Source organism: Streptomyces sp. NPDC057280 (assembly GCF_042668605.1).
Lineage (GTDB): Bacteria > Actinomycetota > Actinomycetes > Streptomycetales > Streptomycetaceae > Streptomyces.
Genome location: NZ_JBHUYR010000001.1, coordinates 247,605 through 273,540 on the forward strand (window position 1 = coordinate 247,605; position 25,936 = coordinate 273,540).

Consider the following 25,936-nt stretch of genomic DNA (forward strand, 5'->3'; position numbering starts at 1 on the left):
TCACCCCAACGTCCACCGCTGGCTGCTGCCGCCGTTGCAGGTCTGCAGCTCGGCGAGGGTGCCGTCGGCGGTCGCCCCGCCGGCGACGCCCAGGCACAGGCCCGACTGGACGCCGGTGACCGTGCCGTTGGAGTTCAGCGTCCACTGCTGATTGCTCTGGCCGTTGCACGACCAGATCTCCACCTTCGTGCCCGGCGTGGTCTGGTTGTTGTAGGCGTCCAGGCACCTCTGGCTGCTGCCGGAGTAGACGGTGAACTGGTTGGACGCGGTGTGGGTCCAGGTCTGGTTGGCGCCGCCGTTGCAGCTCCAGATCACCACCTGGGTGCCGGCGGTCGTGGTCGAGTTGGGTACGTCCAGGCACTTGCCCGCGCCCACGGCGTGCAGCGCGCCGGTCACGCTGGTGCCGCCGCCGCTGGTGCCGCCCGCGACCCGGTACATCACCGTGCCGTGCGCCGGTACGGAGGCGCTGATCGTGCCTGCGGTGGTGGAGGTCGCCCCCGACCACAGGTCGGTCAGGGTGTAGGAGGACGCGCCGCTCTTCCCGATCGCGGCCGCGGTCGTGGAGATGGTCGCTGTCGAGCCCGTCTCGTTGAACAGGGCCACCGACACGTCCCCGTTGGCCAAGGGCTTGGCCAGCACGTCGAGGCCGCCCGAGGAGGAGACCATGGTGCCCTGCTTCCCGAGGGGGTCCTGGTCGACCGCGATCACCCGGGAGTTGGTCAGGGTGGACAGGGTCTCCGCACTGGCCGAGGGGATGTTGGTGCCCGCGATCAGCGGCGCGGCCATCTCCGCCCACAGGCTGAACTCGCTGCGGCTCTCGGTGGCCGTCATCGAGCCGTTGCCGACCTCCAGCATGTCCGGGTCGTTCCAGTGGCCCGGCCCCGCATAGGAGGCCAGTCCGACGTTGCTGTGGAAGATCGACAGCATGCTGGAGAAGGTGGCGCTGATGTCACCGGTGGTGCGCCAGCTGTTGCCCACGTCCGCGCCCCAGGTCCACACGTTGTCCTGGCCCCAGTTGCACAGGCTGTACAGGATCGGCCGGCCGGTGGCCGCCAGGGCGTCCCGCATCGCGGTGTACCGGCTCTGCGCGGACACCCCGTTGTTGTTGCAGTTGTCGTACTTCAGGTAGTCCACGCCCCACGACGCGAACGACTGGGCGTCCGTGCTCTCGTGGCCCAGGCTGCCCGGATACCCGGCGCAGGTCGCGGTGCCCGCGTCTTCGTAGATCCCGAGCTTCAGTCCGAGCGAGTGCACGTAGTCGGCGGTGCCCTTGATGCCGTCCGGGAACTTCGCCGGGTCCGGCACCAGGTGGCCGCCGGAGTCGCGGTTGTGGGTCATCCAGCAGTCGTCGATGTTGACGTAGGTGTAGCCCGCCGCCTGCATGCCGTTGGTGTGCATCGCCTGCGCGGTCGACTTGATCAGCGACTCGGAGACGTTGCAGCCGTACGCGTTCCAGTCGTTGAAGCCCATCTGCGGGGTCAGTGCCAGCCCGTTGCCCAGGGCGGCGGCGGGCTGCGCTGTGCCGAGGGAGAGGAGAGGGACGCCCACGCTGAGCAGCGCGATGGAGAAGGCGAAAGCCAACGCCCGTTTGATCATGTGCATGTCATTAGCTCCTGGGCCGGGTTGCGGCAGAACTCGCCGTGGGGCAGAGGGACTCAGCGGTATCCGGCTGCGGTGATGTTGGCCTGCACCGCGTTGTCGGTCGCGTCGGAGGGGTAGCCGGCGACGATGGCTCCCTCGTAGAAGGTGCCGGCGCTCAGGTTGGCTCCGCCGCCGGGCTTGCAGCAGTCACCGCCGCTGCCGAGGACGATGGCGCCCTGCTTCTTCATCGGGCTGTAGCCGGCGGGAAGTGCCCCGTCCCACAGGGTGGTCAGGGTGCCGGACTGCGCGTTGCCGCCCTTGAGGGCGAACCTCGACGTCCCGTTGTTCTTCAGCATCGCGGTGACGAACTTGCTGGTGAAGGCTCGCTGGTTGGTGTTCCAGGACTGGCTGCCCCCGGAGTACAGGCCCCATTCGAGGTCGGCCTGGACCCAGGGACCGCTTCCCGAGCACCCGCCGAACCAGCACTGGGTGCCGAAGTTGATCGCGTCCATCGCCCCGGCCGCGTCGGCCTTCCGAGTCGTCTCGCTGTTGCCGTAGTCGAAGCAGCAGCCGTTGTTGACATGGGTGCCGCTGGTCACCATGTACGCCCCTTCGGGCGCGCTGCCGGTCGGCACTCCCGTGAGATGGCCGTCCCGCCAGTAGCTGTTGCCGGGGTTGATGTACAGGGAGTACGCCTTGGTTCCCCCGGCGGTCAGCGACTCCGACGTCGCCTTGGCGGGACTGCTCTGACTCGATCCCGGGACCTGGGCCGATCCCTGGTACCACAGGTCGTTGCCGCGTCCGGACTGGTCGTAGACGACCGTGATCACACAGGAGGTGCCCGCGCAGAACGAGTCCTGCGCCGCCGCGTCGGCGAAGCCGCCGGCCGCCCGTACGCCGATGTTCCTGGTCGTGTTGTCCGAGGCGCGCCTGACCTGGTAGAGGCTGCCGCCGTACGACCCGTAGAGCGCCCGTACGGTGCTGTGCGCGGCCACGCAGGGAGTGCCGCCCGCGGAGTAGAGGTCGCAGGGGCCCGACCCGCCGGGAGCGGGCGGAGTCGTCGAGGTGGTCCACTTCTGGTTGCTCTGGCCGTTGCAGGTCCACAGGATGACCGCGGTGCCGTTGGCCGTGCCCGCCCCGTTGACGTCCAGGCACAGGCCGGACTGGACGCCGGTGACCGACCCGTCGGAGTTCTGTCGCCACATCTGGTTCGCCTGGCCGTTGCAGGTCCAGATGATCACCGGGGTGCCCGGCGCGGTCCGGTTGTCGTAGGCGTCCACGCAGCGGGTGCCGCCCATCGTCCTCAGCTCGCCCGCCGAGGTGAACTCGAACGCCTGGTTCGGCTGGTTGTTGCAGTCCTGGATGTCGAGCGCCGTTCCCGGGGTGTCGACGTTGCCCTTGACGTCCAGACACCGGCCGGACGCCGAACTCACCAGGGGCGCCGGCGTCGCTGCCGGAGCGGACCACGTCTGGGAGGTCGCCGTCATCATGGCCAGCAGCGCCATCACGGCTACGGCGGCGAAGGCCGGCAAGCGTCGTCTGCGAGCCGTGGGACACCGACGGGAGAAGGGTGAAGACCGCATGCTGTTCCTCAGGGATGTGGGGGAAGGTGTCGAGGCTGTGCCAGGCCGAACGGGATGGTGGCTAGGGCGATCGAGAGCACCCACAGGAACCGCTCAGACATCCCATGTCCTAGTGATTCCACAGGTCTTCGAACGAGTCAATACGCTCGGCACACCCCATCAGATTCCGATCCATCCCATGTATCGCCCCTGGTCAGAGCGGTGTGAGGGCATGCCGGAAGCCGCGTCCGGCGACGGCCGCCGTACCGGACGCGGGGTGTGCGTTCCGGGTCACCTCACCTGAAGTTCCAGTGCTGGTTGGCACCGCCGTTGGAGTCCCAGATCTGGACCGGGGCGCCGTTGCCGGTCTGCCCGCTGGGGATCTCCAGCGCCCGGCCCGACGCGACGTTGATCAGGGTGTAGGAGCCGTCGCTGTTCTGACTCGCCCGCCAGTGCTGGTTCGCACCGCCGTTGGCGTCCCAGATCGTCATCCGGGTGCCGTTGCCGGTCTGGCCGCCGGGCTCGTCCAGGACCCGGCCGCTGGCGACGTTCGTCAGCGTGTAGGAACCGTCGCTGTTCTGACTCGCCCGCCACTGCTGGTTCGCGCCGCCGTTGGCGTCCCAGACCTGCAGGGGCGTGCCGTTCGCCGTCTGGCCCCCCGGCACGTCCAGGACCCGGCCCGCTGCGACATCGGTCAGCGAGTACACCTGCCCCGAGACGATGCCTCCGCCCGGATTCCCCGTCCCTCCGCCGAGCGCCGAGAGCGACGCGTCGTAGGCCGGCTTCTTGTTGCCGTTGTTGTCGAACAGCAGCGGGTTCTCCCCCGTCCGCCACGAGTCGCTGTCTCTGATCCCCCACACCGTGATGCCGGTGCAGCGCGCGACACTCATGCAGGCCCGGACCGTGTTGCCGTACGCGGTCGCCGAGGCCTGCGCGATGTCGAGCTCGGTGATCTGCACGTCCACGCCGAGGGCGGCGAAGTTGGACAGGGTGGTCTGGAAGCTCGACGGCGGGCCGCCGGTGCCGAAGTGGCTCTGGAAGCCCACGCAGTCGATGGGCACACCGCGCGCCTTGAAGTCCCTGACCATGTTGTAGACGCCCTGGGTCTTGGCGTCGGACCAGTTCTCGATGTTGTAGTCGTTGTAGCAGAGCTTGGCGGACGGGTCGGTCGACCGCGCGGTGCGGAAGGCCTCCTCGATGAAGCCGTTGCCCAGCACGTCGTGGAACACCGAACTGCGCTGCTGGCCGCTGCCGCCGTCGGCGAACGCCTCATTGACCACGTCCCAGGCGTAGATCTTGCCCTTGTAGTGGTTCATCACGGTGGTGATGTGGTTGTTCATCACGCCGCGCAGGGTGTTCGCGTCCCGGATGGAGCTGACCCAGCCGGGCAACTGCGAGTGCCACACCAGGGTGTGGCCGCGCATCCGCTGCCCGTGCGCGGTGGCGTGGTTGACGATCTGGTCGGCCGGGCCGAAGTTGAAGTTGCCGCGGGACGGTTCGGTGGTGTCCCACTTCATCTCGTTCTCCGGGGTGATCATGTTGAATTCCCGGTCGAGAATCGTGGAGTACGTCGAGTTGCCGAGTTTCCCGGCAGCCACGGCCGTACCGAAGTAGCGGCCGCTGTCGGCGGCGGCCGCGCCCAGCGTGCCGGACGCCGCGTGCGCGGTGAGGCCCGCCGGTCCGGTCAGGGCCAGTGCCGTGCCGGCCGCCAGGGCGGTGGCCGAGAGCAGGGCCCTGCGCAGCAGCGGCTCGTCGTTGAGCCAGGACATGAAGGATCAACCTCCTTGTGCGGTGCGTGAGAAGGGGGTCGCGAGGTCAGGACACGGGCAGGGCGGTCCACTGCTGGTTCGTGCCGCCGTTGCAGTCCCACAGGACCAGTTGCGTGCCGTCGGTGGTGGACGCGTTGGGGTCGTCGAGGCAGCGGCCGGAGACCGGGTTGCGGTAGCCGCCGTTGTACGTCTGCCATTGCTGGTTGGTGCCGCCGTTGCAGTCCCAGATCTCGATCTTGGTGCCGTTGGCGGTGCCGCGGCCGGTGACGTCGAGGCACTTCCCGAGCGCCCGCAGGGTGCCGTCGGAGCGCGCGGACCAGGTCTGCGCGGCGGAGCCGTCACAGGTGCGGATCTCCGCGGCGGTGCCGTTGGCGCTGTTGCCGCCGGTGACCCCCAGGCACTTGCCCGCGATCCCGGAGCGCACCTGCCCGGCCGCGGAATCCGGCGGCTTGATCCAGCCTGCCGCGTCCGCCGCCTGGATCCCCGCGTTGAAGGCGTCCGCCATCTTGGCGAAGCCGCTGTCGTTGGGGTGCAGGGCGTCGGACAGGTCCGCGGCGGTCAGGGCGCTCATGTCGACCAGCCGGACGTGCTTGCCGGCCGCCTGCTCGGCCTGGACGATCCCGGGCAACTTGGCGTTGAACGCGGGCCGGTTGGCCTCCTCGGAACCGCTGGTGGAGATGATCACGGTGCCGACGAGCACGGTCGCGTCGGGTACGGCCCTGGTGATCTGGTCGATGAGCGCGCGCAGCCGGTCGGCCGCGGTCGGGATCTGGTAGTTGCCGTTGAGGTCGTTGGTGCCGATCTCCAGGGTCACCACGTTGGGGCGGTAACGGGCCAGCACGGAGTCCGCGATGCCGGCGATCTGGTCGATCCGCCAGCCGGAGTGGCCTTCGTTGTCCGGGTCGGACATGGTGCCGTTGCGCCCCGAACCCACGAAGTCCAGGGTGTGCCCCTCGGCTGTCAGCTTGTTCCCGAGGAAGTTGCGGTAGCTGTTCCCGGACGGGCTGCCGACGCCCCAGGTGATCGAGTCGCCCAACGGCATCACCCGCAAGGGCGTGGGCGCCGCGGCCCGTGCTGCGGAGGGCGGCGCCTCGGCGGCGGTGGCCGCGGCGGGCCACGCGGCGCCCATGCCGAGGATGGCCGCCAGTGCCGCGGCCAAGGGGGCCCAGTACTTCTTCATCTGCGTTCCTCACTGGGTGCGGGTCAGTGGGTGGGGTGAACGAATCGCCGGTCCGTGCAGGCGTTTTGGAGGCGCGAGCAGGTCAGCGGGGAGTGAAGTCCTGGTTGGTGCCGGGTGCGTTCTTGCAGGGCCACTGGTCCAGTTGCTGGCCCAGGTTGCTGCCGCCGCCGTAGACGTCCAGGCACAGACCGCTGTTCTGGTTCTTGAAGGAGTACGAGCCGTCGGACTGCTGCACCGGCAGCCACAGCGCACTGGGCGTCGCGCCCGCGGCCTGCTGCACGATGTTCGGCGTACCGGCGGTCGTGGAGCCGCCCGAGACCGCCACGACCTGTCCGGAGTGCTGCGCGCGCAGTTGCCCGTAGCCGCCCGAGACCGGCACGAACTCAAACTGCTGGTTGCCCTGCCCGTTGCAGGTCCACTGGTCGATCGCGGCGCCGGCGCTGGTGGAGTTGCCGTACACGTCGAGGCACAGGCTGTTGCTGGCGATCACCAACTGATGGGAACCCGTGGGGAACCCGCCGCCGCCCGAGGCCTGGACGCCCGCCTGCTGGATCACGTCTCGGGCGCCCTGGGGCCAGTTGGTGCCGCTGACCTGGACGTTGCCGGTGAGGACGTTGTTGTGTGGAGGGCCGGTGGCCACATACGTGTTGCCGCCGTTGTACCAGTTGCCGGAGAACGTGTTGTCGTCGGTGTGGTTGTTCGCGTTGGCGTTGGTGAGCGCCCAGTTGCCCGCGTCCTGCACCACGTTGCCGGAGACCTTCAGGTACCGGGAACCCTCGTCGAGGTAGAGCGCGGTGGTGCGGTTGTTGTCGTACATGTAGTTGTCGGAGATCACGGAGCCGGGGGCCGCGGACAGGCTGTAGATGCTGCCGCCGTCGAACATCGCGTTCTTGGTGTCGAAGACCAGGTTGCGGGAGACGGTGTTGTTCTTCAGCGTCGTGGGCGTGCTGTAGATCGGCTGGTAGTTGTACGTGCCCCGGTTGACGTAGTCCTGGCTGCCGCCCGGGTCGTTCATCCCCCAGCCCCAGCCGATGTCGATCCCGTCGTAGGGCAGGTGGTCGCACTGGTTGTGGGTGATCGTCGCGTTGGTGACGTAGGTGGACAGGATTCCCGCGGTCTCCTTGTAGTCGGTGCCCACCCCGCTGACCTTGTTGTTGCTGATGGTGATGTTCTGGTTGGTCATCTGCGGGTTGCTGGGATGGTGCGCGTCCGGCTGGATGCCGCCGACCTGGATGCCACTGCCGGCGAGGTCGGTGAACGTGTTGCCGGTGACGGTGATGCCGTTGGCGCCGAGGCCGGTGCCGGAGGCCGTGGCGACGCCGTCGTTGCCCACGCCCAGTCCGGCCTGCCCGAGTTCGGAGAAGGTGTTGCCCGAGAAGGTGATGCCGGTGGCGGCGGAGACCTGGACGGCCGCGGGCATCTGCTCCCAGTGGTTGCGGGTGGCCTCGAACTGCGTGCATCCCGACTTGCAGGTGCTCAGCCAGTTGGCCGGCATCGCGTAGGCGCCGGTGATGTGGGCGCCGCTCTGCTGGTCCGCGTAGCCGTCGGGTCCGCTCGGGCCGAGCCAGGAGGTCCCGGTGAACCGCAGGCCGGAGAACGCCAGGCCGGTCACGGGTGAGGCATAGCTGCCGCTGATGCCCAACAGGCTCTGCAGTCGGGGTAGTTCGACGGTGAGGCTGTTCGGGTTCTGCCCCGGCTGGGCCCGGTAGTACAGGTCGCCGGCGGACGCGTCGAGGTACCACTGCCCGGCCTGCTTGAGGAACGCGTAGTTGTTCTCCAGGTACATGGTCCCGCCGGCGAACGGCGCGTTGATGGTGTCGTAGCCCCACGAGTTGTTGTTCCACGCGGGCTGCTGCATGGTGATCGTCCTGCCGCTGATCGACTGGACCGGCGCGTAGCGGTCGGTGAAGGAGTTGACGCTCTCGACCTCCATGTGGCTCTGGTCCGAGAGGCCGGCCAGGTAGTCGAGGGAGGAGTCGGTGACGGTCAGACCGGTCTGGGTGAAGGTGAAGGCGGAACGGGGCACCTGGATCGCCGCGCGCGGTGCCTGCTTGCCGTTCACGTACAACTGACGGGTGTTCACACCGGTGCCGACGTGGACCGACCAGATGTTGCTGTTCTGATCATGCACCTGCCAACCAGATATCTGCTGGGCGCCGCTCACGACCGGTTGCTGACCGGACATGGCCTGGTAGGTGATCGTGTGGCCGTTCTGGCCGCCGTCGCCGGAGCCGAAGGTCAGCGGCTTGGACTGCCGGTAGGTGCCACCGGCCAGGTGGACCACGACGTCGGAGTCGGCCGAGAGCCGGTGCGCGGGCTGTCGCGCCTGGTCGATCGTCGCGAACGGCTGCCCGGCGGAGCCGTTCCCGCCGGGAGCCGCGTCCGGGGCCACGTACAGATCGGCTGCCGCTGCCTGCCGCCCGGCCGGTACGGCGAACGCGGCGCCGGCCATCGGCAGGCTCCCGGCGAGTAAGGCGAACATGGCTACGGGGGCGGCCCACAGGCCGCGGAGCGCTCTGGCTCCGGACATCGTCATCCTCCAGTGGGGGGTGGCGCCTGGTGTGGGGGCGCCCGGTGCGGGGACGGGGTGGCGCCGTTCGCCGTGGGACGCGCCTGTCGTCGGACGGTCGGAAGATCTCGGGGCTGGGGCCGGTCCTCTCAGCTGAGGTTCCATCGCTGGTTGGAACCACCGTTGCAGGTCCACAGTTCGGCCAGGGCGCCGTTGGCTGTGGAGGCGCCGGTGACGTCGAGGCAGAGCCCGGACTGGGTGCCGGTGATCGTGCCGTCGGAGTTCAGCTGCCACTGCTGGTTGGCGCCGCCGTTGCAGGGCCAGGTCACCACCTTCGTGCCGGCGGTGGTCTGGTTGTTGTACGCGTCCAGACACAGCTGGCTGCTGCCGCTGTATACGCTCAACTGGCCGGAGGAGGTACGGGTCCAGCTCTGGTTGGCGCCGCCGTTGCAGTCCCAGATCTGCACCTGCGTGCCCGCCGTGGTCGACGAGTTCGGCACGTCCAGGCACTTGCCCGCGCCCACCGCGTGCAGCGCGCCGGTGCCCGTCCCGCCGGTCGCATTGGCGTAGCCGGCCGCTGTGATGTTCGCCTGGACCGCGTTCTCGGTGGCGTCCGACGGGTAGCCGGAGGTCATCACGCCCTCGTAGAACGTGCCTTGGGCGCCCTTGCTGTTGTCACCGCCGATGCCCAGGATGATGGCGCCCTGCTTGCGCATCGGGTTGTAGCCCGCGACGTTGGGACGCACACCGTCGTAGAACGTGGACAGGCCGCCCGACTGCGCGTTGCCGCCGCGGATCGCCCAGTGGTTCGGGCCGCCTTTGACGATGGCGGTCGTGTAGCGGTGGTTGATGGTCGGGTCGTTCGCGTTGTAGTGCTGGTTCACCCCGGAGAACAGGCCGTTCTCCAGGTCGGCCATGATCCAGGGGCCGTTGCCCGAGCCGTAGCCCCAGACCTTGATGTTGCCGAAGTAGATGGCCTCCATGGTGCCGTTGCCGTCGTCGTTGTTGTCCGTCTCGGCATTGCCGTAGTCGAAGCAGCAGCCGCCGTTGTAGTGCGTGCCGTCGAAGATCGCGTACATGCCCTCGGGGTTGTCCCCGGTCGCGATGCCGTTGGTGTGGTTGTTGCGGTATCCCGTCCCGGGTGCCACGAAGACGCCGTAGGCCTTGTGACCGCCCACCGTGGTGGGCGCGGCCGTCGCGTTCGCGAGGTTGTCGGGACCACCCGCGGCACCGCCGCCGGGCGCCTGGGTGAGGTGGTTGGCGCGACCTGACTGGTCGTAGATGATCGAGATCAGGCAGGTCGTCCCCGCGCAGAACGAGTCCTGCGCGGCGGCGTCGGCGTAGCCGCCCGCGCTCAGGACGCCGACGTCGCGGGTGGCGTTGTCCGAGGTGCGCCGGACCTGGTAGAGCGGCCCGTTGTACGAGGCGTACAACGCCCGCGTCGTGCTGTGGGCCGCCACACAGGGCGTGCCTCCCGCCGCGTAGAGATCACATGGTCCGGACGTGGCGGCCCGGGCCGTCCCGGTCGTGGCACCGGCCAGTGCGCCGGCGGCGAGCACGGCAGCGGCCGCCGCCCGGGCGATCGTTTTCAACCGAGAGCTGCGGGAGCGCTCCCACGATGGCACAGATGCCTGCCCCACCTCATTTCCCGGCCGCCCGCGGCGCCGTACGGCAGCGAGCAGTCCTGGGGCGCCACCGCGCCCGAACAGCACGTGGCGTCTCGTACCCGTCGTTCCCATCCGAACTCCCCTACCGTGCCGGCGGAACCCCGTCGCGTTCTGTGCTGGTGCGCTGAGAAAAGCGGAAGCGCTTGGAGGTGCCGATCTTTCAGTGGGATTGCAGAGAGGTTTCGGGGGGAGACGGTGCTCTCGTTTCCGCAGTGCTGTCAAGGGCCTTGACGCTGTCGTCCGGCCCGATTAGCGAATCGGTTCGACCGCCGATCTTCCCGGATCCACCTCCACCGGCCCGCTCGAGCCGACCGGCGTGACCGTGGACAAGGAACGTGACAGGCCCTCACGCCGGCTCCGCTCGGCCAGTCGCGTGCGTCGGGCCGGCGGCTGGGCCGCAACCGCTCGGCGCCTCCGTCACTGCCGTTGACCTGGTGCGCAGTCGCCGAACAGCCGTTGCCGAGGAGACGGTGCGCACCGCACCGGCTGGTGAGACGGCCCCGGGCCCGCCCGTGGGCGTCCTCTTCGGCGTGCGGCAGACCATTGCTCGCGTATCGTGCCGGTCGTGGCTTCTCGTCGAAGCGCTTGCGCGGAACCGATTCGATGACTGCTTCTCGCAACGCGTGAGACGCGGAACGCGTGATGAACCCGGCAGGCCGAACGCCGCCCGCGCGCACTCGACGGGATCGGGGGCGTTCTGATTCTGCGCTGATCGAGATGGACGCCTTGGGGCAAGGGTCAGATCCGGCCGTCCTGGACGTGGACGTGGCCGGCTCTTCAGCAAGTCTGGGAGGTATCCGGCATCAGAGATTCGAACTGACCTGTGATGCCGTCCGGGTCGTCCGGGTCACAGGCCGAAGGCGCCGCCTTCGATGAGGATGAGCAGGCCGAGGGTGATCAGGACAAGGGGCAGCAGGACGGGACCCCAGCGGGAGAGGAGCACGGAGAGGGGGAACAAGCCGAGGACGGCGGGCCAGCCCGCTGGAGGTCGCCGCGGTCACCTTCGCCAACGGCGGGGACAACATCGGCGTCTACGTACCCGTCTTCGCCAACTCGCCCTCGTCGCGGTGGTCCTTCCAGGCTTGCCAGGCGGCCTTGAAGCCCAGCGCGAGCGGCAGGAGCCCGAGGTAAGGGATGACGGAATCGGGCAGGAAGGTGGCGCCGAATGCGGCGGCCACCGCTACGGCGAGGATCGCGGCGAAGCCCAGGTACTGGCCCAGCACGATGCGACGGGCGGATCCTCGGTGGCCGGCGCCCTGGGCGAAGAACAGCGCCAGGACCAGGAGGTCGTCGATGTTGGTGACGGCGAACAGTCCGGCGGCCTGCCCGATGATGCCCAGGTCCACGAGTAGGTGCTGTCCTTTCGATCTCTTCCTTCTCGTGACCATCGAACACCACGCCCCCGTTGACCGTCTTGCGGCATCGGGACCGGCCTCGGTGATCGGTCCGTCGGCTCGACCACGCCCGTCCCTCAGGTCCGCCTCGGCATGACCCACGGTCGACGAGCTCACCGGCACACGGCCTGCCGCCGTCCGCGCCGACCCGGCCCGCCCTGGTCCGGCCAGTCTTGGGACACGCTTTACGCGACACATGCAACTGGAACCCGCGCCGTATCTGTCTGACAGGGGGACGGGCTCGTGAGGGCCGAAGAGCGAGAAAACGGGGGAGTTCGTGGGACGGCGCAAGGGCAGCATAGGGGTCGCATTCGTCACGGGCGTGATGCTGGTGGGCGCGAGCGCCTGCGGTGGTGGCGGCAGCGACAAGGCGAGCGGCGACGACGCAAAGGCGTCGGGAAAACCGAGCGCGAGCGCCTCCCCGTCACCCACGAAGCCTGCGGGCCCGCCGATGCTGCTGGAGACCATCACCCCGCAGACGGGAACGACGGTCGGCGTGGCCATGCCCATCTCGGTGATCTTCACGAACCCTGTGGCGGCCAAGGCGCGAGCCGACGTGGAGAAGCACATGAAGGTGAGCGCCTCACAGCCGGTGGCCGGCGCCTGGCACTGGATGGGCGACAAGCGCGCCGACTGGCGCCCGAAGAACTACTGGCCGTCCGGTACGACGGTGAAGATCGACGCCGACATGACAGGCGTCAGCAACGGCAACGGACGCTACGGCGTGCACGGTTACACGCACACCTTCAAGATCGGTGACGACGTGCGCGCGGACGTGTCGGTGACCGGCCACACCATGAAGGTCACCCGCAACGGCGCTCCGGTGCGCACCCTGTCCATCAACGCGGGCAGCGCCGAGTACCCGACGTGGGACGGCACGATGGCCGTCATCGACAAGCAGGAAAAGGTCCACATGACCTCCTGCAGCGTCGGCATCAGCTGTGACAAGGGCAGTCCGAACTACTACGACCTGACACTGCCCTGGGACATCCACCTCACCCAGTCCGGCACCTACGTCCACTACTCGACCGGCGACCCGAACCCGGGCAGCGGCAGCGCCCGCGGCTCGCACGGCTGCGTGCACCTGTCCCTGCCGGACGCCAAGTGGTTCTACGACCAGGTCAAGCAGGGCGACCCCGTCACCATCACCGGCTCACCCCGCGGCAAAGCCCCGGCCGACAACGGCTACGCCGATTTCAACCTGGGCTGGGACCAGTGGCTCGCGGGCAGCGCGACCGGCGAGCAGACAACCAGCGCTCTGTGAGCATGTCGGTGACGGCTGTGTGAGCAGGCGGTGCTCATCGTTTCGATGGGTACCGCCTTTCCCCGAGCAGCAACTGACACTCGACGATATGCCCGGCGCGTGGCACTGACGGGACGTCAAAGCCTCGTATTCAGGGGCAGGTTGATGTCGACCCGGATGCAAAGTACATGCCAAATGCTAGCCTCCTGCCGTCGTCCGCACAGGAGAGGCACCGCGTGAGGAAACTACTGAGTTTCGCGTCCGTACTGGCACTCTTGACCGGAATCGCCATTGTCTCGACAACGTCCGCCTACGCCGCCACAGACAGAAGCGGGGCGGAACGGCTGAACATCCCGAACAGCAGCGCATGCAGGGCGGGACGCACCGTCATGCAAGGCATGGTCGCCGGGCCGGGCGGCCAGCTCTACATCATCTTCACCAAGGCGGGCGGGGAGGACCCGGTCCTGTCCAGGTGGTTGCGTGACGGCTCGACCTGGGACGGTGCCAGCTGGACCTGCGCCGGGGCACCGACCTCCATACCCGCACTCGGCCACGGCAACGACCTCGCCTACCATCCGGACTACCGGGACCAGGGGCCCGCCTTGATCGCCACCCAAGGAAGTGAATCGGCCTATCCGAGCGCCGATGTGACGGTCATTCACCTGAACTCTTCGGGATCCATTGGCGCAAGTGAGGTGGTCCACCTGCCCATCGGCAATATCAGCGGCCTCTGCTACAGCGCGACGGCGGCCGACGGAGCCGGCAGATATGCTGCCCGGCGCTCGGGCAATCTGTGGACCCATCCCGGTGCCGGTTCGCTGACGAGCGGATGGACGCTGGTGAAGAGCAACCTGACGAGTCACGACAATCGTTCCGACCAAGGCACCGACTGCTCCGAAAACTATGTCTGGAACACCAAGTCCATCAACAGTTCAACGCCCGAAACGGGGTGGAACTGGGTGTACCAGTACAACTGGTCCGGAGGTGACGTGGAGAGCGACATCGGGATTCCGGGGAACGGCAAGACCGACGAGATCGAAGATGTCACCCACATCGGGAGCGACTTCTTCATCGGCGTCAACCGAAACAGCGGGGACCCCGACTCCGTGAAGGTCTTCATCGAGTGAAGCCCGCTTGGCGGGCGGCAATGACCTGGGCGGCGAACGCGCCAGGGGTGGACGCGTCAGGGGTGCACGTGCCATGGGTGCACGTGCACCCCTCGACGTGGCGCCGCCCCTGTTGCCCGCTAGCGCCTCCGGTCGTCGTCGAGTCCAGCGATCACTCTGACGTCCGCCTCGGACATGCCCAGAACCCTGGCGATCTCCTCGACAAGAAGCGGCTCCGGGTTATGCCTTCCGCTGCGCAGCATGTGGATCGTGGACATCGACCGAGCCGTCTCCCTGGCCATCGCCTTGACCGGAATCCCGCGTAGGTCCATCAACCCGGTGAGCACAGTGGCGAACGGATGCGGCTCCAACTGGCCCGCAGGGGCAACGGCCGGCCCGAGGACCACATCGCCCATGTTGGCCTGGAACCGGGTCAGTTGGTCGCCCGCGAACCCGACCTTCGCGACGAAAGGCAGGCTCTCACCATCGCTGGAACCCACCGTGCCCGGCACGGACACCTCGGTGAACCGTGAAGGCCCGCTCTGGCGACCGGTGTCGATCTCCACGGGAAGTCCCGGCTCGACCTCGCGGACCTTCCAGTCAGGGTTCCACCACGGCAGTTCCCCCAACACCTCGTTGAAGAAGGGCGGCAGAACCGTGAGATCCACCGGATCCGGAGGGTTTTTCTGACCACTCCAGATGACATCGGGCCAGTACCTCAGCGCCGCAATCACCTCTACCGTCAGCGTGCGATCCGCAATCACCATCGCCACCCCTCCTGCCCGTCGACACAGCCACAGCATCGCCGATTCCAGGCCCTCCCCGAGCCGACCGACGACCCCGCGAACAACCGCCAGAGGGGTGCGGGGCACACCTTCCCGGCACCCCGCCAGGGCTTCGATCGCGCTCAGGTGCGGATCAGCCCGTCCATGCCTTGATCTGAGCGGCGACCTCACGGACCGGGAGCCCGTCCCGGGCGGCGCGGGCCAGCGGCACAACGCTGTCCAGTCCGGCGCTCACCGGCATACCGTACGCCGGCAGGTAAGCCGCGGTCACCGTGGCAGCGAACAGCAGGTTCCGCGCCTCCAGGCTCGGGTTCCGCGCCAGCTCGCACAGCAGCGCCGCAGCCTTGTGACGGGGCTCGGGATAGACCTCGTGGTCAAGGATCTCTGCTCGGTGACGCGCTTCCGCCGCCACGGGGACGCCGTAGTCGACGACCTGGGGATCCCCCGGAATCTGCTGCGCCACCGCCAGGATCTACGCCAGATCGACGCGGAGGTTCACGCGGCGTCCCTCGGCTCCGCCTGCGCCGGACGGTCCGGCAGGCCCGGGTAGCGGTCCTCACCGACTTCTGCCTCGAACGCGTCCGTGTACGCCGCCAGGAACGAGGCGGCGCCCGCCATGAAAGCGGCACGGGACTGATTCAGATCGGCCTCGATGAGGTCAGCGACATACCCCTGCTGTAGCTATACATCGATACATCGATACCAGTACCTAGCAATCGCGCGAGCACCCGGACCGGCACCCCCGAACCCGAAGCCGGGACGTGATCATTTCCAGGGCGGAGGCAGGCCCTACTGCGTACGCGGCTGCCACTCGAGCATCATGATGGTCGCGTCGTCACGGAGCCTGCTGGTCTCCACGTCCAGGATGGAGTGGATCAGCCGCCGCAGGCTCTCCGGGGCCAGCTCCCCCGCGGCGGTCGCGCGGATGACGTAGTCGGCGAACCGCCGGAGCCCGAACAGTTCCCCGTCGTGGGTACGGGCCTCGGTGACCCCGTCGGTGTAGAGGAGTACCCGGTCGCCCGGGCGCAGGGTCACCTCGTGGATCGTGCGGCCGCGGTCGGACAGCAGGTACGGCAGACCCAGCGGAGGGTCGGCGTCCCTTTCCAGGGCGTGCTCCATCAGCCGGTGGTCCCGGATGAGCAAGGGGGCGGGATGCCCGCAGTTGCACCACCGCAGAACGCCCGAGGCCAGATCCAGTTGGGCGAGGATGCCGGTGCAGAACTGATCGGGCAGCCATTGGGCGAGGGCCTCGTCCACCGTCTGCGCCAGTTGCGGCAGTTCGGCTCCGATCCGGCGCGCGTTGCGGCAGGCCGCCAGGGCAAGGGCGCTGGTCAGGCCGGAGGCGAGGTTGTGTCCCATGGCGTCGAGGACGGTGGCGTGCAGGGCCGTCTCGGTCAGAGCGTGGTCGAAGGCGTCGCCGCCGATCTCGTAGGCGGGTTCGAGGACGGCCGTGGAGACCACGCGCGCGTTGCCGATGGTTCGGGGCGGCAGAAAGGCGCGCAGCATCTCGGAAGGCAGCTGCATGCGTTCGGTGCGGGTGCGCTGGACGTAGGAGTCCTTGAAGGCGCGCCGGGAGGTCACCATCATCGCCACGAGCGTGGCCAGGGCCTTGCCGCGGTTCAGGGCGGCAGCGGTGAGCACGGGGCCGTAGACAGCGAGGACGCCGAGGCGTTCGGCGCCGTCCAGCAAGGGGAACCAGGCCGTCATCGCGCCGGACTCCGTGGGCTCGACCCGCAGGGACTGGGTGCGGTACGTCCAGCCGGCCAGGGAGTCGTCGATGGGCAGTGTCGCGGTGACGTCGGTGAGCGGGACCAGGTGACGCTGCTGGATGTCCGCGAGGTAGGCCACGGAGTGATGCAGCCCGAGGGCCTTGGTGCAGCGGGCCAGGGCGGTGGTGAGGTCTACGGTCCGGTTGGCCGAGTCGGCCAGGAACTGGTGCAGCGGGTCGTCACCGGCATCGGGCATCGTCACCCCGTTTCGCCTCCCTGCGTCGCCTTCCTCAGGCCGCGTGCCATCTGGGACCCGTCGTTCAGCAGTCTCACACCACAACCACCCGAGCGCACTCGGACGGGATCCGCCCGCTGACACGGGGCGCCGGCACGAGGAGCGGCGCTCCCCCCGCCGACCGCGCGACGCCGCACGCGCACGCAGACCGCTGCGCGGCCCCGCGCCCGCCTGTGGGGCCACAGTGGTGGTCGTGGTGCCGTGACTGCTCTGGTGGGACAGGCGCTGGATAGAGTGGCCGCGGGCAGCTCGGCGAAGGGGTGGGGGATGACCGGGCAGGTGGAGGACTTCGACCGCCTGGTCGAGCCGTTCCGGGCGGAGCTGTTGGCGTACTGCTACCGGATGCTCGGCTCGGCGCACGACGCCGAGGACATGGTCCAGGACACGTTCCTGCGGGCCTGGCGGGCACGCGAACAGTACGACACCACCCGCAGCTCACTGCGTACATGGCTCTACCGCATCGCGACGAACGTCTGCCTGACCGCCCTGGAAGCGCGCGGCCGCCGGCCGCTGCCGTCGGGGCTGGTGGCCGCGTCGGACCCGCTCGGCCCGCTCGTCCGCGGGGAGCAGGCCTGGCTCCAGCCGCTGCCGGACTCGATGCTCGACGCGGGCGATCCCGCGGCTGCCGTGGTCAACCGCAGCAGCCTGCGGCTGGCGTTCGCCGCCGCCCTGCAACTCCTGTCGGCGCGTCAGCGCGGCGCACTGATCCTCCGTGACGTGCTCGGTTTCTCCGCCGCCGAGGCGGCGGAGATCCTCGGCACCACGGTCGCATCGGTGAACAGCGCCCTGCACCGGGCGCGTACCGGCGTGCGGGGAGTTCACACCGACGCGGAGCCGACGGCGGCCGAACAGCGCGCCTGGGTCGACCGTTACATGAAGGCGTTTCTCCAGGCCGACGTCGAGGGCCTCAAGCGGCTGCTCACCGAGGACGTCATCATGGAAATGCCGCCCATGCTCAACTGGTTCACCGGGCCGGGCAATTACGGCCTGTTCATGGAGTGGGTCTTCCGGGCGGCCGGAACGGACTGGCGTCTCACGGCAGTTGCGGCCAACGGCCAGCACGGGTTCGCCGCCTACCGCCGCGTCGGCGACGCGTACGAGCTGCACACACTTCAGCTCTTCACCGTCACCGCCGAAGGCATCAGCCGGACCTCGGTGTTCCAGGACTCCGAAGTCTTCGCCTCCTTCGGTCTGGTCGCCCGACTCGATCCCGAAGAATTTCCTTCCGCGGAGGCGCACAGTTCCGGCCCGGCCGCCGGTATGTACTGACGAGTTCCCCGGAGCCCCGGGCGGACCTCTCACAAGGGAGACCCCGATGTCAGACACCCGTGCGGCCGACGCAGCAGCCATCCGGGCCGTCTTGGCCAAGTCCTACGCGGCCTGGGAAGCCGGCGACGCCGACGGCATGGTCGCCGACTACACCCCGGACGCGACTGCCATCATGACCGGCTCCCTGCGCGGCAGCCGCGAGAACATCCGCGCCGGCATGGCACAGGCCTTCGCCGGCCCCCTCAAGGGCAGCTCGACCAGCAACAAGCAGCTCAGCATGCGCTTCCTCGGCGCGGACGCGGCGATCGTCGTCAGCGAATCCGGCATCCTGTTCCCCGGCCAGACCGAGCTCCCGGACGCGGCCAAGGTGAACGCGACCTGGGTGCTCGAGCGCCGCGACAGCAGGTGGCTGATCGCCGCGTACCACAACAGCCCGGTCCTCGCGCCGGGGCAGTAAGCGCAGTACACGGGGCGCCCCTGCGCCAGTAGGGGCGCCCCACGAGGCGGGCAGCTCAGCACACTCTTCCCGGTGGCTTCGGGGGAAGTGCGGGCACCTCGGGCGCACCCAGCCGCTCATGCCCTGCTCCTGCTCAGCGCGTCGCTCCTCGCCCTGCGCCGACCACAGACCACGACCACACCCACCGCATCGACGGAACCGAAGGAAGTGTCCGCGTGAAGATCCTGGTCACCGGAGCAACCGACCGCGTCAGCAGCCACCTGGTGAGACAGTTCGCCGAGCATCATCACGTCAGCGCCACCGGCGAACCGTCCATGCGCACACGCAAGGCCGCACCAGCGTGCGCCGCGGACAACGCGACAGCAGCACGAAGTCCTGGCGGGAGCGGGTGCGATGGCGGCCTCTACGTACATGGAATACGTACTCCTACCGACGCGTTCCCGGCATCCATGCCATTTCCTTGTGTTCATGACGACACCGGGTGTGAGAGCGCAGATGCCACGGAGTGTCAGGCTCGCCATGGTGGGGGTTCGGGTGCGGGCTCTGCTGAGCCTGGCGGCGGGCGCCCTGCTGTTGTCCCTGGTGAGTGACGCGGTCGGCCACGGCGGGGGCGAAGGGGCCGGGCTGCTCCGGTCAGGGGCGATGCCGTCCGTGCCGGTCGCCCTCGCGCTCGTGCTGTGCGGGGCTTTGTCCGGCAGGCAGGCCCCGAACTGGTTCGACCGGTGAGGCGCCCGGCGGGGACGAAACGTTCCGCTCTGCCTGTCGTCGCGGCGTTCACCCTGGCCGTTCTGTTCAGCGCAGGCTGCTCGGGCGGCGACGACACCTCCGCCTACGGGGATCCCACCCTGAGCCCCAGCGCCACGGAGGTCACCGAGTCGCCGACCCCCTCCCTGACACCCCCTTATCCGACCGGAGCCCCCGGCTGCCACGACAACAAGGGGTGGACGACGGCGGAGTCCGTGGACTGGGTGAAGCTCGATGTCGACACTCCCAAGCAGAACTCAGGCTCCGGCGACCTGGAGTTCTCCAGCATCCCGGGATACCTCGGGCCGCTCTGCCACAAGATCACCGTGCAGGTCGAGTTCTGGAAGCTGGTGTACGGCGTCGCGGACGGCGACGACGGCGAGTCGCTCTCGGACGGGTCGCGGCCCGACTACTACTTCGACATCCGCCGCGTGAAGCGTGTCGAGGTGCGTGCCGACGCCGATAGGGAACGGAGGATTGCCCTGCCCGAGTCCCTCTACGCGGACGACCGCAGCCCGTGCGTGGGCGCCCTCCTCACGGTCACCGTCGGCAAGCCCCTCAAGAGCAAGGAACTGCCCAAGGAGGTAGAGGTCGGCGGCACCCAGGACGTCTGGGGAACCGAAACGGTCGAATTCCGCTCGAAGCGGGTCGCCGACTACGAGCTCTCCGAGCCCTCGGCACCGCAGGTGTGCAGCCCGGACGGCCGCCCCACCGCGGACCCGGCCGACGTGCCCCCGCCGAGCGCCGAGCCGACCGGCCTGTACCCGACGGACCTCTACCCGTCGCCCAGCTACAGCTGGGACCTCGAGGACATCCTCCGCTCCCCCACACCCTGACCTGCCTGCGCGGGCGTCTGAACGTGCGCAGGCCTCTTCCCGTACATCAACAGACCCTGGCACACAGCCAGTTCATCAGGACACCGACCTCACCATGGAGAACTGCATGCGCATGCGCACCACGGCCACCGTCGTCACCAGCGCCGCCGTAGTCTCGGCGCTCGGCCTCCCGGGCGCCGCACAGGCGGCACAGCACCCGGGCGCGGCGGCGCCGTTCGGAGCCTTCGTCTCCGGAGGCGTCGAGCCGCAGGACGCGGTGGGCGGCACCACCTTCTCGGACGGCGTCGTCAACGGCGGCAAGGACATCGTCCTCGGCGTGACGGGCAAGAAGACCGTTTCCGTCACGTTCTCCGCCTTCGACGCGGAGGGCGTCGCCCTCACCCAGGCATTTCTGTGGCAGGGCACCGACAGTTCGAGCACGGACACCATCACCGGCGCGTTCCAGTCGGACGACGACCCCGTCTGCACGGAGTCGCCGGCCGAGGGTGGCTGGAGCTACAGCTGCAAGACGGTCTTCACCATCGACCCCGCAACCGCCTTCAAGGACGACAACGGCACCGCCGGTACGTGGAAGCTCTTCCTCGGCGCCTACGACCTGTACGCCAACGCCAGTTACGACGACGACGTCACCAGAACCCAGTTCAAGCGGGCCGCGAAACTCACCGCCAACGCCTCCCCGGAGCCCGTGAAGAAGGGCAAGACCATCACGGTCACCGGCAAGCTCAGCCGCGCCAACTGGACGACGGGCAAGTACGCGGGCTACTCGACCCAACCGGTCAAACTGCAGTTCCGCAAGAAGGGCACCAGCACCTACACCACCCTGAAGACCGTCAAGACGAACTCCACGGGGAACCTGAGCACCACCACGAAGGCCACCTCCGACGGTTACTACCGGTTCGCCTTCGCGGGCACCACGACCACCGGCTCCGCGACCGCCACCGGTGACTTCATCGACGTCAAGTAGGGCGAGCAGGGCCGGATCCGGGCCGGGATCAGCCCGGATCCGGCCTGGCGTCCATGAAGCGGTTCCCGGTGCGGCGGCGGGCCATCAACGCGGCCAGGGCGGTGCGGGAGGAGACCCCGGTCTTGCGGAAGGCCCGGGAGACATGGGTGTCGACGGTACGCCGGCTGACGTAGAGCCGGTCGGCGATGGCCTGGCTGGTGAGGCCCTGGGCCACCAGCTCGGCGATCTCCAGTTCCCGGGCGGTCAGGGTGGCGAGCCGCTCGGCGAGTTCGGCGCGGTCCGGGGAGCCGTACGCGGCCTCGGATCCGCCGTCGGGGGGACGGGTGGCGTCGGCGAGGCCCACCAGCATGCCGCTGCCGCCCGCCTCGGCGAGCCGCCGGCCCCGCAGCCAGGCGAGCGTGCCGTCACGGCCACGCCCCGCGGCCGCCTCCAGCGGGGCGCCGAGCAGCAGAGAAAAGGCCTCCCAGAAGACCGCCCCGCAACGGGTGCTCTCCACCGCCGCCTGGGCGAACAGGTCCGCCGCCGCTGCGGGGTCCCCCTGCGCCAGCGGCAGATGGGCGGTGCTGCGCAGCGCGGAGGCCCGCTGCATCGGCAGTCCCAGCTGTTCCGCCTCCTTACGGGCCTGTTCGGCCCACTGCCGGGCCTCCTCGGATCGACCCGTGACCAGGGCGGACGTGACCAGGATCTCCAGGTACAGCGGCCGCATCGAGGGCTGGATCCGGTGCAGTTCGGGGCCGCCCGCCTGGAGCAGGGCGTCCCTGGCCCGGATCGGATCGCCGGCCATGAGTGCCGCCCAGCCGAAGATGCACCAGGCGGTGGAGGCCCACCAGTTCACCCCGCTACCGGCCGCGGCCACCGCCTCCTCGGCGACGGCGAGGGGGCGCGGATCGCCGGTCGGGCAGGCGGCGACGAGCGCCGAGGCCTTGCTCGCCAGCGCGAACGTGAGCAACTGGTCGCTGCCGATGCCGCGGGCGATGTCCTCCGCCTCGTCGGCCAGTTCCACCGCCGAGGTGACCCGGCAGGTCTGCACCCGGACGTGGGACAGGCAGAGCAGCAGATGAGGCATGACGTAGAGCTGGCCGCTGCGGCGGGCGATGTCGAGGCCGCGCTGGGCGTGCCGCTCCGCGTCCGGGTAGTGCTCCAGAAAGGCCTCGGCCCAGCCGAGTCTGGCGAGCGGTTCGCACAGGGCGGTGAGGTCGTTGTCGGGCAGCGAGTCGACCAGGGCGGCGGCCTGCTGGGCGAGTTCGTGTGCCGCGGTCATGGTGCCCTCGTACGCCTCCCCCAGGGCGGCGACCGCGAGGACGGCCGCCTCACCGGCCTCGTTCCCCATCGAGCGGGCCGCCGCGAGGGCCGCCTCGACCTCGGCTCGGACCTCGGGGTACGAGATGCCGCTGCCCTGGGGCGCGGCCGAGCCGAGTTCCAGGCCGAGCCGGACGACGTCGGCCGGTGCGGGGCCGCGGGCCAGCTCGCGGCGCAGCAGCGCGACGGCCTCGGTGCAGCGCCCGAGGTGACGCTCCACCAGCGCGCACAGCACGACCGCGCGCACTCTGACGTCCTGGTCGTCACCGGTGGGGCAGTCACCGGACGACCGGGACGGGGTGGCTATGAGCTCCTGGAGCAGGTCACGGCTCTCGCGCAGCCCCCCGCACGCGGCCAGGGCGCGGGCTCGCCGCAGCGTCAACTCGCGTCGCCGGGAGGCGTGTTCGCCCGTGTGCGGAAGATGACGGAGCGCCACGTCGAGCCAGTGGGCGCAACTCGCCGGGGCCGTGCGGGCCGTCCGTGCGGCGGCCTCCTCGAGCACGGCCACCGCCGCCGGGTCCCACGCGATCAGCGACCGCTCCACATGGTGGGCCCGCTCGGCGGCGGATGCACCGGCGAGGGCCAGCTCCTCGGCGGCGAGCCGGTGGATGTCGACGCGTCGCAAGAAGGGTGTGCTCTCGTGGACGAGCGTGCGGACGACCGGATGCCGCAGTGTCAGCAGGCCCTGCGGGTCGGAGCGCAGCAAGTCACGGTGGATGAGGTCGTGGACGTCGTCGGTGAAAGCGGTGCCGGAGCGGCCGGTCACCCGGCCCAGCATCGCCGGGGTGGCGTGCTCGCCCAGCACCGCGACGGCCTCGACGATGCCGCGCTGGGAGGGGGTGAGCGCGGTGAGTTCCTCCAGCAGCAGGGCCCCGAGCTCTGGTGGCGACGAGGCATCGGGCGTCGTACCCCCGCGGCGAGCTTGCAGAAGGGTCAGGAAGTACAGCGGGTTGCCCTCGCTCGCGGCATGCAGTGCGGCGGTGTCGGCGGCCGACATGCCGGGGCCGGCCAGTTCGGCGCAGTCGCGTGCGCTCAGCGGCCCCAGTCCGAGTCTGGTGACCGTGCCGTCGTCGACTCCGCGGGTGAGCCTGGCCGCGAGGGACTCGGGGCTCTGGCGGTCCCGGCGCGTCACGGCCAGGACGACAGGGGCGTGCACGGCGTGACGTACGAGATGATCGAGCAGTTCCAGTGACGCGGAGTCGGCCCAGTGCAGGTCGTCGAGGGCCAGCAGCAGTCCGGACGGGGCGGCGAGCCGCGCGAGCAGGGCTGCGGTGGACCGGTGGAGTCCGAAACGGTCGGCCGCGTCGGTGTGTTGGGCGTCGCTCGGCTGCAGCAGGGGTAATACCGCGTCGGCCTCCTGGAAGCCGTCCAGGGCGCGCGGGTCGAGGTCGGCGAGCGCGTCGGTGAAGACCTGGAACGGCACCTCCCGCTCGTACTCGGTGGCCCTGCCACGCAGTACGGTCAGTCCGCGGCGGCGCGCCCGCGCGCAGACCTCGCCCAGCAGCCTGCTCTTGCCGATCCCTGCCGCACCCGTGATGTCGACGACCTGGGATCGGCCCGTGCCGCGGCTTTCCTCGCCTTTCGCCGCGCCCCGGGCGGCGCGGGCGGAGCGGTCGAGCAGTTCGTCGAACCGGGCCAGTTCAGCAGACCGGCTCAGCAACGGGGCTCTGTCCCCGGCGTCTCCAACCACCCCGTCCGCCGCCACAGTTACCCCCGTGTCTTGACATTCCCCTCACATATCATTCTCATCTGTTGATCGACATAACCGCCGCATCTGCACCGCGGAACGGACGTATCTCACACATCGCGGCACCGTCACCGACGGTTCTTCTGAGGCTGACCACGCGGTACACCGCCCGCCGGTCCCGGCCGGTCGCGGTCGCGTGGCGGTAATCAACTTGCTGCCCGCCCCGTCGGCCGGGCAGGGTCCGGATCATGCTTGAACTACAAACCTTGGAAGCGGACGACTGGCCCCTTTGGCGGGAGTTGCGGCTGGCCGCGCTTGCTGAGGCGCCCTACGCGTTCGGATCGACGCTGGCCCAGTGGCAGGGCTCCGGCGACCGGGAGGAACGCTGGCGCGCCCGCCTGTCGATTCCTGGCGCGCACGATCTCATCGCGCTCCTCGACGGCCTCCCGGTGGGCATGGCCAGCGGAGTGCCGGGCGAGGGAGCAGGGACCGTGGAGTTGATCTCGTTGTGGGTCGCCCCCTCGGCTCGCGGCAAGGGCGTGAGTGACCATCTGATCCAGTCGGTCGAGCGGTGGGCGGCGGAGCGCGGTGCCGCGACGCTGCGGTTGTCCGTCAAGCCGGACAACCGCAAGGCGACCGCGCTGTACGAACGGCACGGTTTCACGGACACGGGTGAGCCCGGCGATCTTCTGCCCGATGGCGTGGGCAGGGAGCGGGTCATGGCGAAGCGCCTGACGACCGCTGTCTGATCTCCCCGTCCGGGCACTGCGGGATCCCCCGCGTGCCCAGGTCGCGGCGGCGAGGGGGCGATCGCCCGAGCGGATGCCGTGCTCGTTGCGGATGCGGGCGCGTTCTCTGTGTGCAGCGCCGGTGGGCAGTGCGACAGCTGTATCGCCAGGTCGCATACGTAGCGAGGCAGGTCCGTGTACGCACGGGCGGCGGCCAGTGCGACCTCGGATCCCGCCTTGAGCAGAACCACGACACGGCGTTCCCCCGCGGCGGCTTCCGCTTGACACGGCCACCATATCGGTAACAGTGTAGCCATTATGAGTACCTGGTCTGAGCCCCAGCCCGATTCCCGGTTCGTCGAGGTGGACGGTCTGCGGATCCACTACAAGCGCGCGGGGAACGGCCCGGCACTCGTGCTGCTGCACGGCAGTGCCTCATCCCTGCAGCACTTCGACCGCGCGACGGATCTGCTGTCGGATTCGTTCGATGTGATCCGCCCCGACCTGCCGGCGTTCGGACTGACGGGCCCGCGCAAGGACCGCGACTACCGCGTTCCGGCGTACGCCGCGACGGTGGCGGGCTTCCTGGAGGCGCTGGGCCTGCCGCGCTACGCGTTGGCCGGCAATTCGCTGGGCGGCAACATCGCCTGGAACGTCGCGCTGGATCATCCGGAGCGGCTGACCGGCCTGGTACTGGTCAACGCGACCGGCTACCCGGAGAAGACGGTGCCCGCGGGGATGCGCCTGACCCGCAACCCGCTGGTACGGCCCCTGCTGAGGCGGGTGATGCCGCGCGGGGCCATCGAGCGCAGCCTGCGTGAGAACGTCGGGCCGCATTCGCAGATCGTCGACGACGCCATGGTGGACCGCGCCCATCAGCTCATGAGCCACCCCGGTAACCGCTCGGCCTTCGTCGACTTCTGCAACACCGACCAACCGGACCGCAGCGCGCAGATCCCCCGCATCGCGGTACCCACGCTGGTGCTGCGCAGCGCGGGCATCGACGGCCAGCATTTCGCCCGCGACATCCCCGGCGCCCAGGAGCTCGTCCACCCCCACGGCGGACATCTGCTACCGGAGGAGGAACCGCAGTGGGTCGCGGACGCGATCGCCAAGTTCCTCGGCTCCTGCGCCGACACCCCCACGCACTGA

20 protein-coding genes and 1 pseudogene are annotated in these 25,936 nt (G+C 69.3%); 9 read left to right on the forward strand and 12 right to left on the reverse strand.

Features of this window, described 5'->3' with window-relative positions; genetic code table 11:
* From ACFUO4_RS01080 to ACFUO4_RS01110, 7 genes and pseudogenes are all read right to left on the reverse strand, one after another.
* A complete protein-coding gene (locus ACFUO4_RS01080; protein WP_383478399.1) occupies positions 1 to 1,602 on the reverse strand; it encodes a glycoside hydrolase family 27 protein in 1,602 nt (533 codons plus the stop codon).
* Positions 1,603 to 1,655: 53 nt separating this feature from the next.
* Positions 1,656 to 3,086, reverse strand: coding sequence for an arabinofuranosidase catalytic domain-containing protein (locus ACFUO4_RS01085; protein ID WP_383482199.1), 1,431 nt, complete (start codon positions 3,084 to 3,086; stop codon positions 1,656 to 1,658).
* A 356-nt stretch (positions 3,087 to 3,442) separates the two neighbouring features.
* Positions 3,443 to 4,912 (reverse strand): annotated as a pseudogene (locus ACFUO4_RS01090) (endo-1,4-beta-xylanase); the annotation flags it as partial.
* Positions 4,913 to 4,958: 46 nt separating this feature from the next.
* Complete coding sequence (locus ACFUO4_RS01095) at positions 4,959 to 6,092, reverse strand: ricin-type beta-trefoil lectin domain protein (RefSeq protein WP_383478401.1); 1,134 nt, start codon at positions 6,090 to 6,092, stop codon at positions 4,959 to 4,961.
* A gap of 82 nt (positions 6,093 to 6,174) precedes the next feature.
* On the reverse strand, positions 6,175 to 8,622 hold the full coding sequence (locus tag ACFUO4_RS01100) for an RICIN domain-containing protein (protein WP_383478404.1): 2,448 nt from the start codon (positions 8,620 to 8,622) through the stop codon (positions 6,175 to 6,177).
* Positions 8,623 to 8,750: 128 nt separating this feature from the next.
* Positions 8,751 to 10,340 carry an arabinofuranosidase catalytic domain-containing protein gene (locus ACFUO4_RS01105; protein WP_383478407.1) on the reverse strand — a complete coding sequence of 530 codons (1,590 nt, stop codon included), beginning with the start codon at positions 10,338 to 10,340 and terminating at the stop codon, positions 8,751 to 8,753.
* 959 nt (positions 10,341 to 11,299) lie between these two features.
* Positions 11,300 to 11,614, reverse strand: coding sequence for a cadmium resistance transporter (locus ACFUO4_RS01110; protein ID WP_383478410.1), 315 nt, complete (start codon positions 11,612 to 11,614; stop codon positions 11,300 to 11,302).
* A 373-nt stretch (positions 11,615 to 11,987) separates the two neighbouring features.
* Here ACFUO4_RS01110 and ACFUO4_RS01115 point away from each other — a divergent pair, with 373 nt between their 5' ends.
* Complete coding sequence (locus tag ACFUO4_RS01115) at positions 11,988 to 12,926, forward strand: Ig-like domain-containing protein (protein WP_079306330.1); 939 nt, start codon at positions 11,988 to 11,990, stop codon at positions 12,924 to 12,926.
* Positions 12,927 to 13,141: 215 nt separating this feature from the next.
* A complete protein-coding gene (locus ACFUO4_RS01120) occupies positions 13,142 to 14,032 on the forward strand; it encodes a hypothetical protein (protein ID WP_383478413.1) in 891 nt (296 codons plus the stop codon).
* Between the two features lie 119 nt (positions 14,033 to 14,151).
* On the opposite strand, the gene ACFUO4_RS01125 is transcribed toward ACFUO4_RS01120, so the two are convergent.
* The 4 genes from ACFUO4_RS01125 to ACFUO4_RS01140 form a co-directional block, all read right to left on the reverse strand.
* Positions 14,152 to 14,778: an XRE family transcriptional regulator gene (locus ACFUO4_RS01125; RefSeq protein ID WP_383478416.1), complete on the reverse strand. Its 627-nt coding sequence runs from the start codon at positions 14,776 to 14,778 to the stop codon at positions 14,152 to 14,154.
* A gap of 151 nt (positions 14,779 to 14,929) precedes the next feature.
* On the reverse strand, positions 14,930 to 15,259 hold the full coding sequence (locus ACFUO4_RS01130; protein WP_383478419.1) for a hypothetical protein: 330 nt from the start codon (positions 15,257 to 15,259) through the stop codon (positions 14,930 to 14,932).
* Between the two features lie 32 nt (positions 15,260 to 15,291).
* Complete coding sequence (locus tag ACFUO4_RS01135; RefSeq protein ID WP_383478422.1) at positions 15,292 to 15,414, reverse strand: hypothetical protein; 123 nt, start codon at positions 15,412 to 15,414, stop codon at positions 15,292 to 15,294.
* A 171-nt stretch (positions 15,415 to 15,585) separates the two neighbouring features.
* Positions 15,586 to 16,761 carry a PP2C family protein-serine/threonine phosphatase gene (locus tag ACFUO4_RS01140; protein WP_383482202.1) on the reverse strand — a complete coding sequence of 392 codons (1,176 nt, stop codon included), beginning with the start codon at positions 16,759 to 16,761 and terminating at the stop codon, positions 15,586 to 15,588.
* Between the two features lie 306 nt (positions 16,762 to 17,067).
* Here ACFUO4_RS01140 and ACFUO4_RS01145 point away from each other — a divergent pair, with 306 nt between their 5' ends.
* From ACFUO4_RS01145 to ACFUO4_RS01165, 5 genes are all read left to right on the forward strand, one after another.
* On the forward strand, positions 17,068 to 18,069 hold the full coding sequence (locus ACFUO4_RS01145; protein ID WP_383478425.1) for an RNA polymerase subunit sigma-70: 1,002 nt from the start codon (positions 17,068 to 17,070) through the stop codon (positions 18,067 to 18,069).
* A 46-nt stretch (positions 18,070 to 18,115) separates the two neighbouring features.
* Positions 18,116 to 18,526: an SgcJ/EcaC family oxidoreductase gene (locus ACFUO4_RS01150; RefSeq protein WP_383478428.1), complete on the forward strand. Its 411-nt coding sequence runs from the start codon at positions 18,116 to 18,118 to the stop codon at positions 18,524 to 18,526.
* A 495-nt stretch (positions 18,527 to 19,021) separates the two neighbouring features.
* Positions 19,022 to 19,252: a hypothetical protein gene (locus ACFUO4_RS01155; RefSeq protein WP_383478431.1), complete on the forward strand. Its 231-nt coding sequence runs from the start codon at positions 19,022 to 19,024 to the stop codon at positions 19,250 to 19,252.
* Positions 19,249 to 20,106 (forward strand): hypothetical protein, encoded by an 858-nt coding sequence (locus ACFUO4_RS01160; protein ID WP_383478434.1) that lies wholly within the window; start codon positions 19,249 to 19,251, stop codon positions 20,104 to 20,106. The genes ACFUO4_RS01155 and ACFUO4_RS01160 overlap by 4 nt, the downstream gene beginning before the upstream one ends.
* Positions 20,107 to 20,212: 106 nt before the next feature.
* The gene (locus ACFUO4_RS01165) at positions 20,213 to 21,070 is read left to right on the forward strand and encodes a hypothetical protein (RefSeq protein ID WP_079306328.1); all 858 of its coding nucleotides are present in this window, start codon (positions 20,213 to 20,215) and stop codon (positions 21,068 to 21,070) included.
* 28 nt (positions 21,071 to 21,098) lie between these two features.
* Here the strand turns inward: ACFUO4_RS01165 and ACFUO4_RS01170 are convergent, their stop codons facing one another.
* The gene (locus tag ACFUO4_RS01170) at positions 21,099 to 24,029 is read right to left on the reverse strand and encodes an AAA family ATPase (protein WP_383478438.1); all 2,931 of its coding nucleotides are present in this window, start codon (positions 24,027 to 24,029) and stop codon (positions 21,099 to 21,101) included.
* 275 nt (positions 24,030 to 24,304) lie between these two features.
* On the opposite strand from ACFUO4_RS01170, the gene ACFUO4_RS01175 reads away from it, so the two are divergent.
* Both ACFUO4_RS01175 and ACFUO4_RS01180 read left to right on the forward strand, forming a co-directional pair.
* Positions 24,305 to 24,805: a GNAT family N-acetyltransferase gene (locus ACFUO4_RS01175; protein ID WP_383478441.1), complete on the forward strand. Its 501-nt coding sequence runs from the start codon at positions 24,305 to 24,307 to the stop codon at positions 24,803 to 24,805.
* A 297-nt stretch (positions 24,806 to 25,102) separates the two neighbouring features.
* Positions 25,103 to 25,936, forward strand: coding sequence for an alpha/beta fold hydrolase (locus tag ACFUO4_RS01180; protein WP_383478444.1), 834 nt, complete (start codon positions 25,103 to 25,105; stop codon positions 25,934 to 25,936).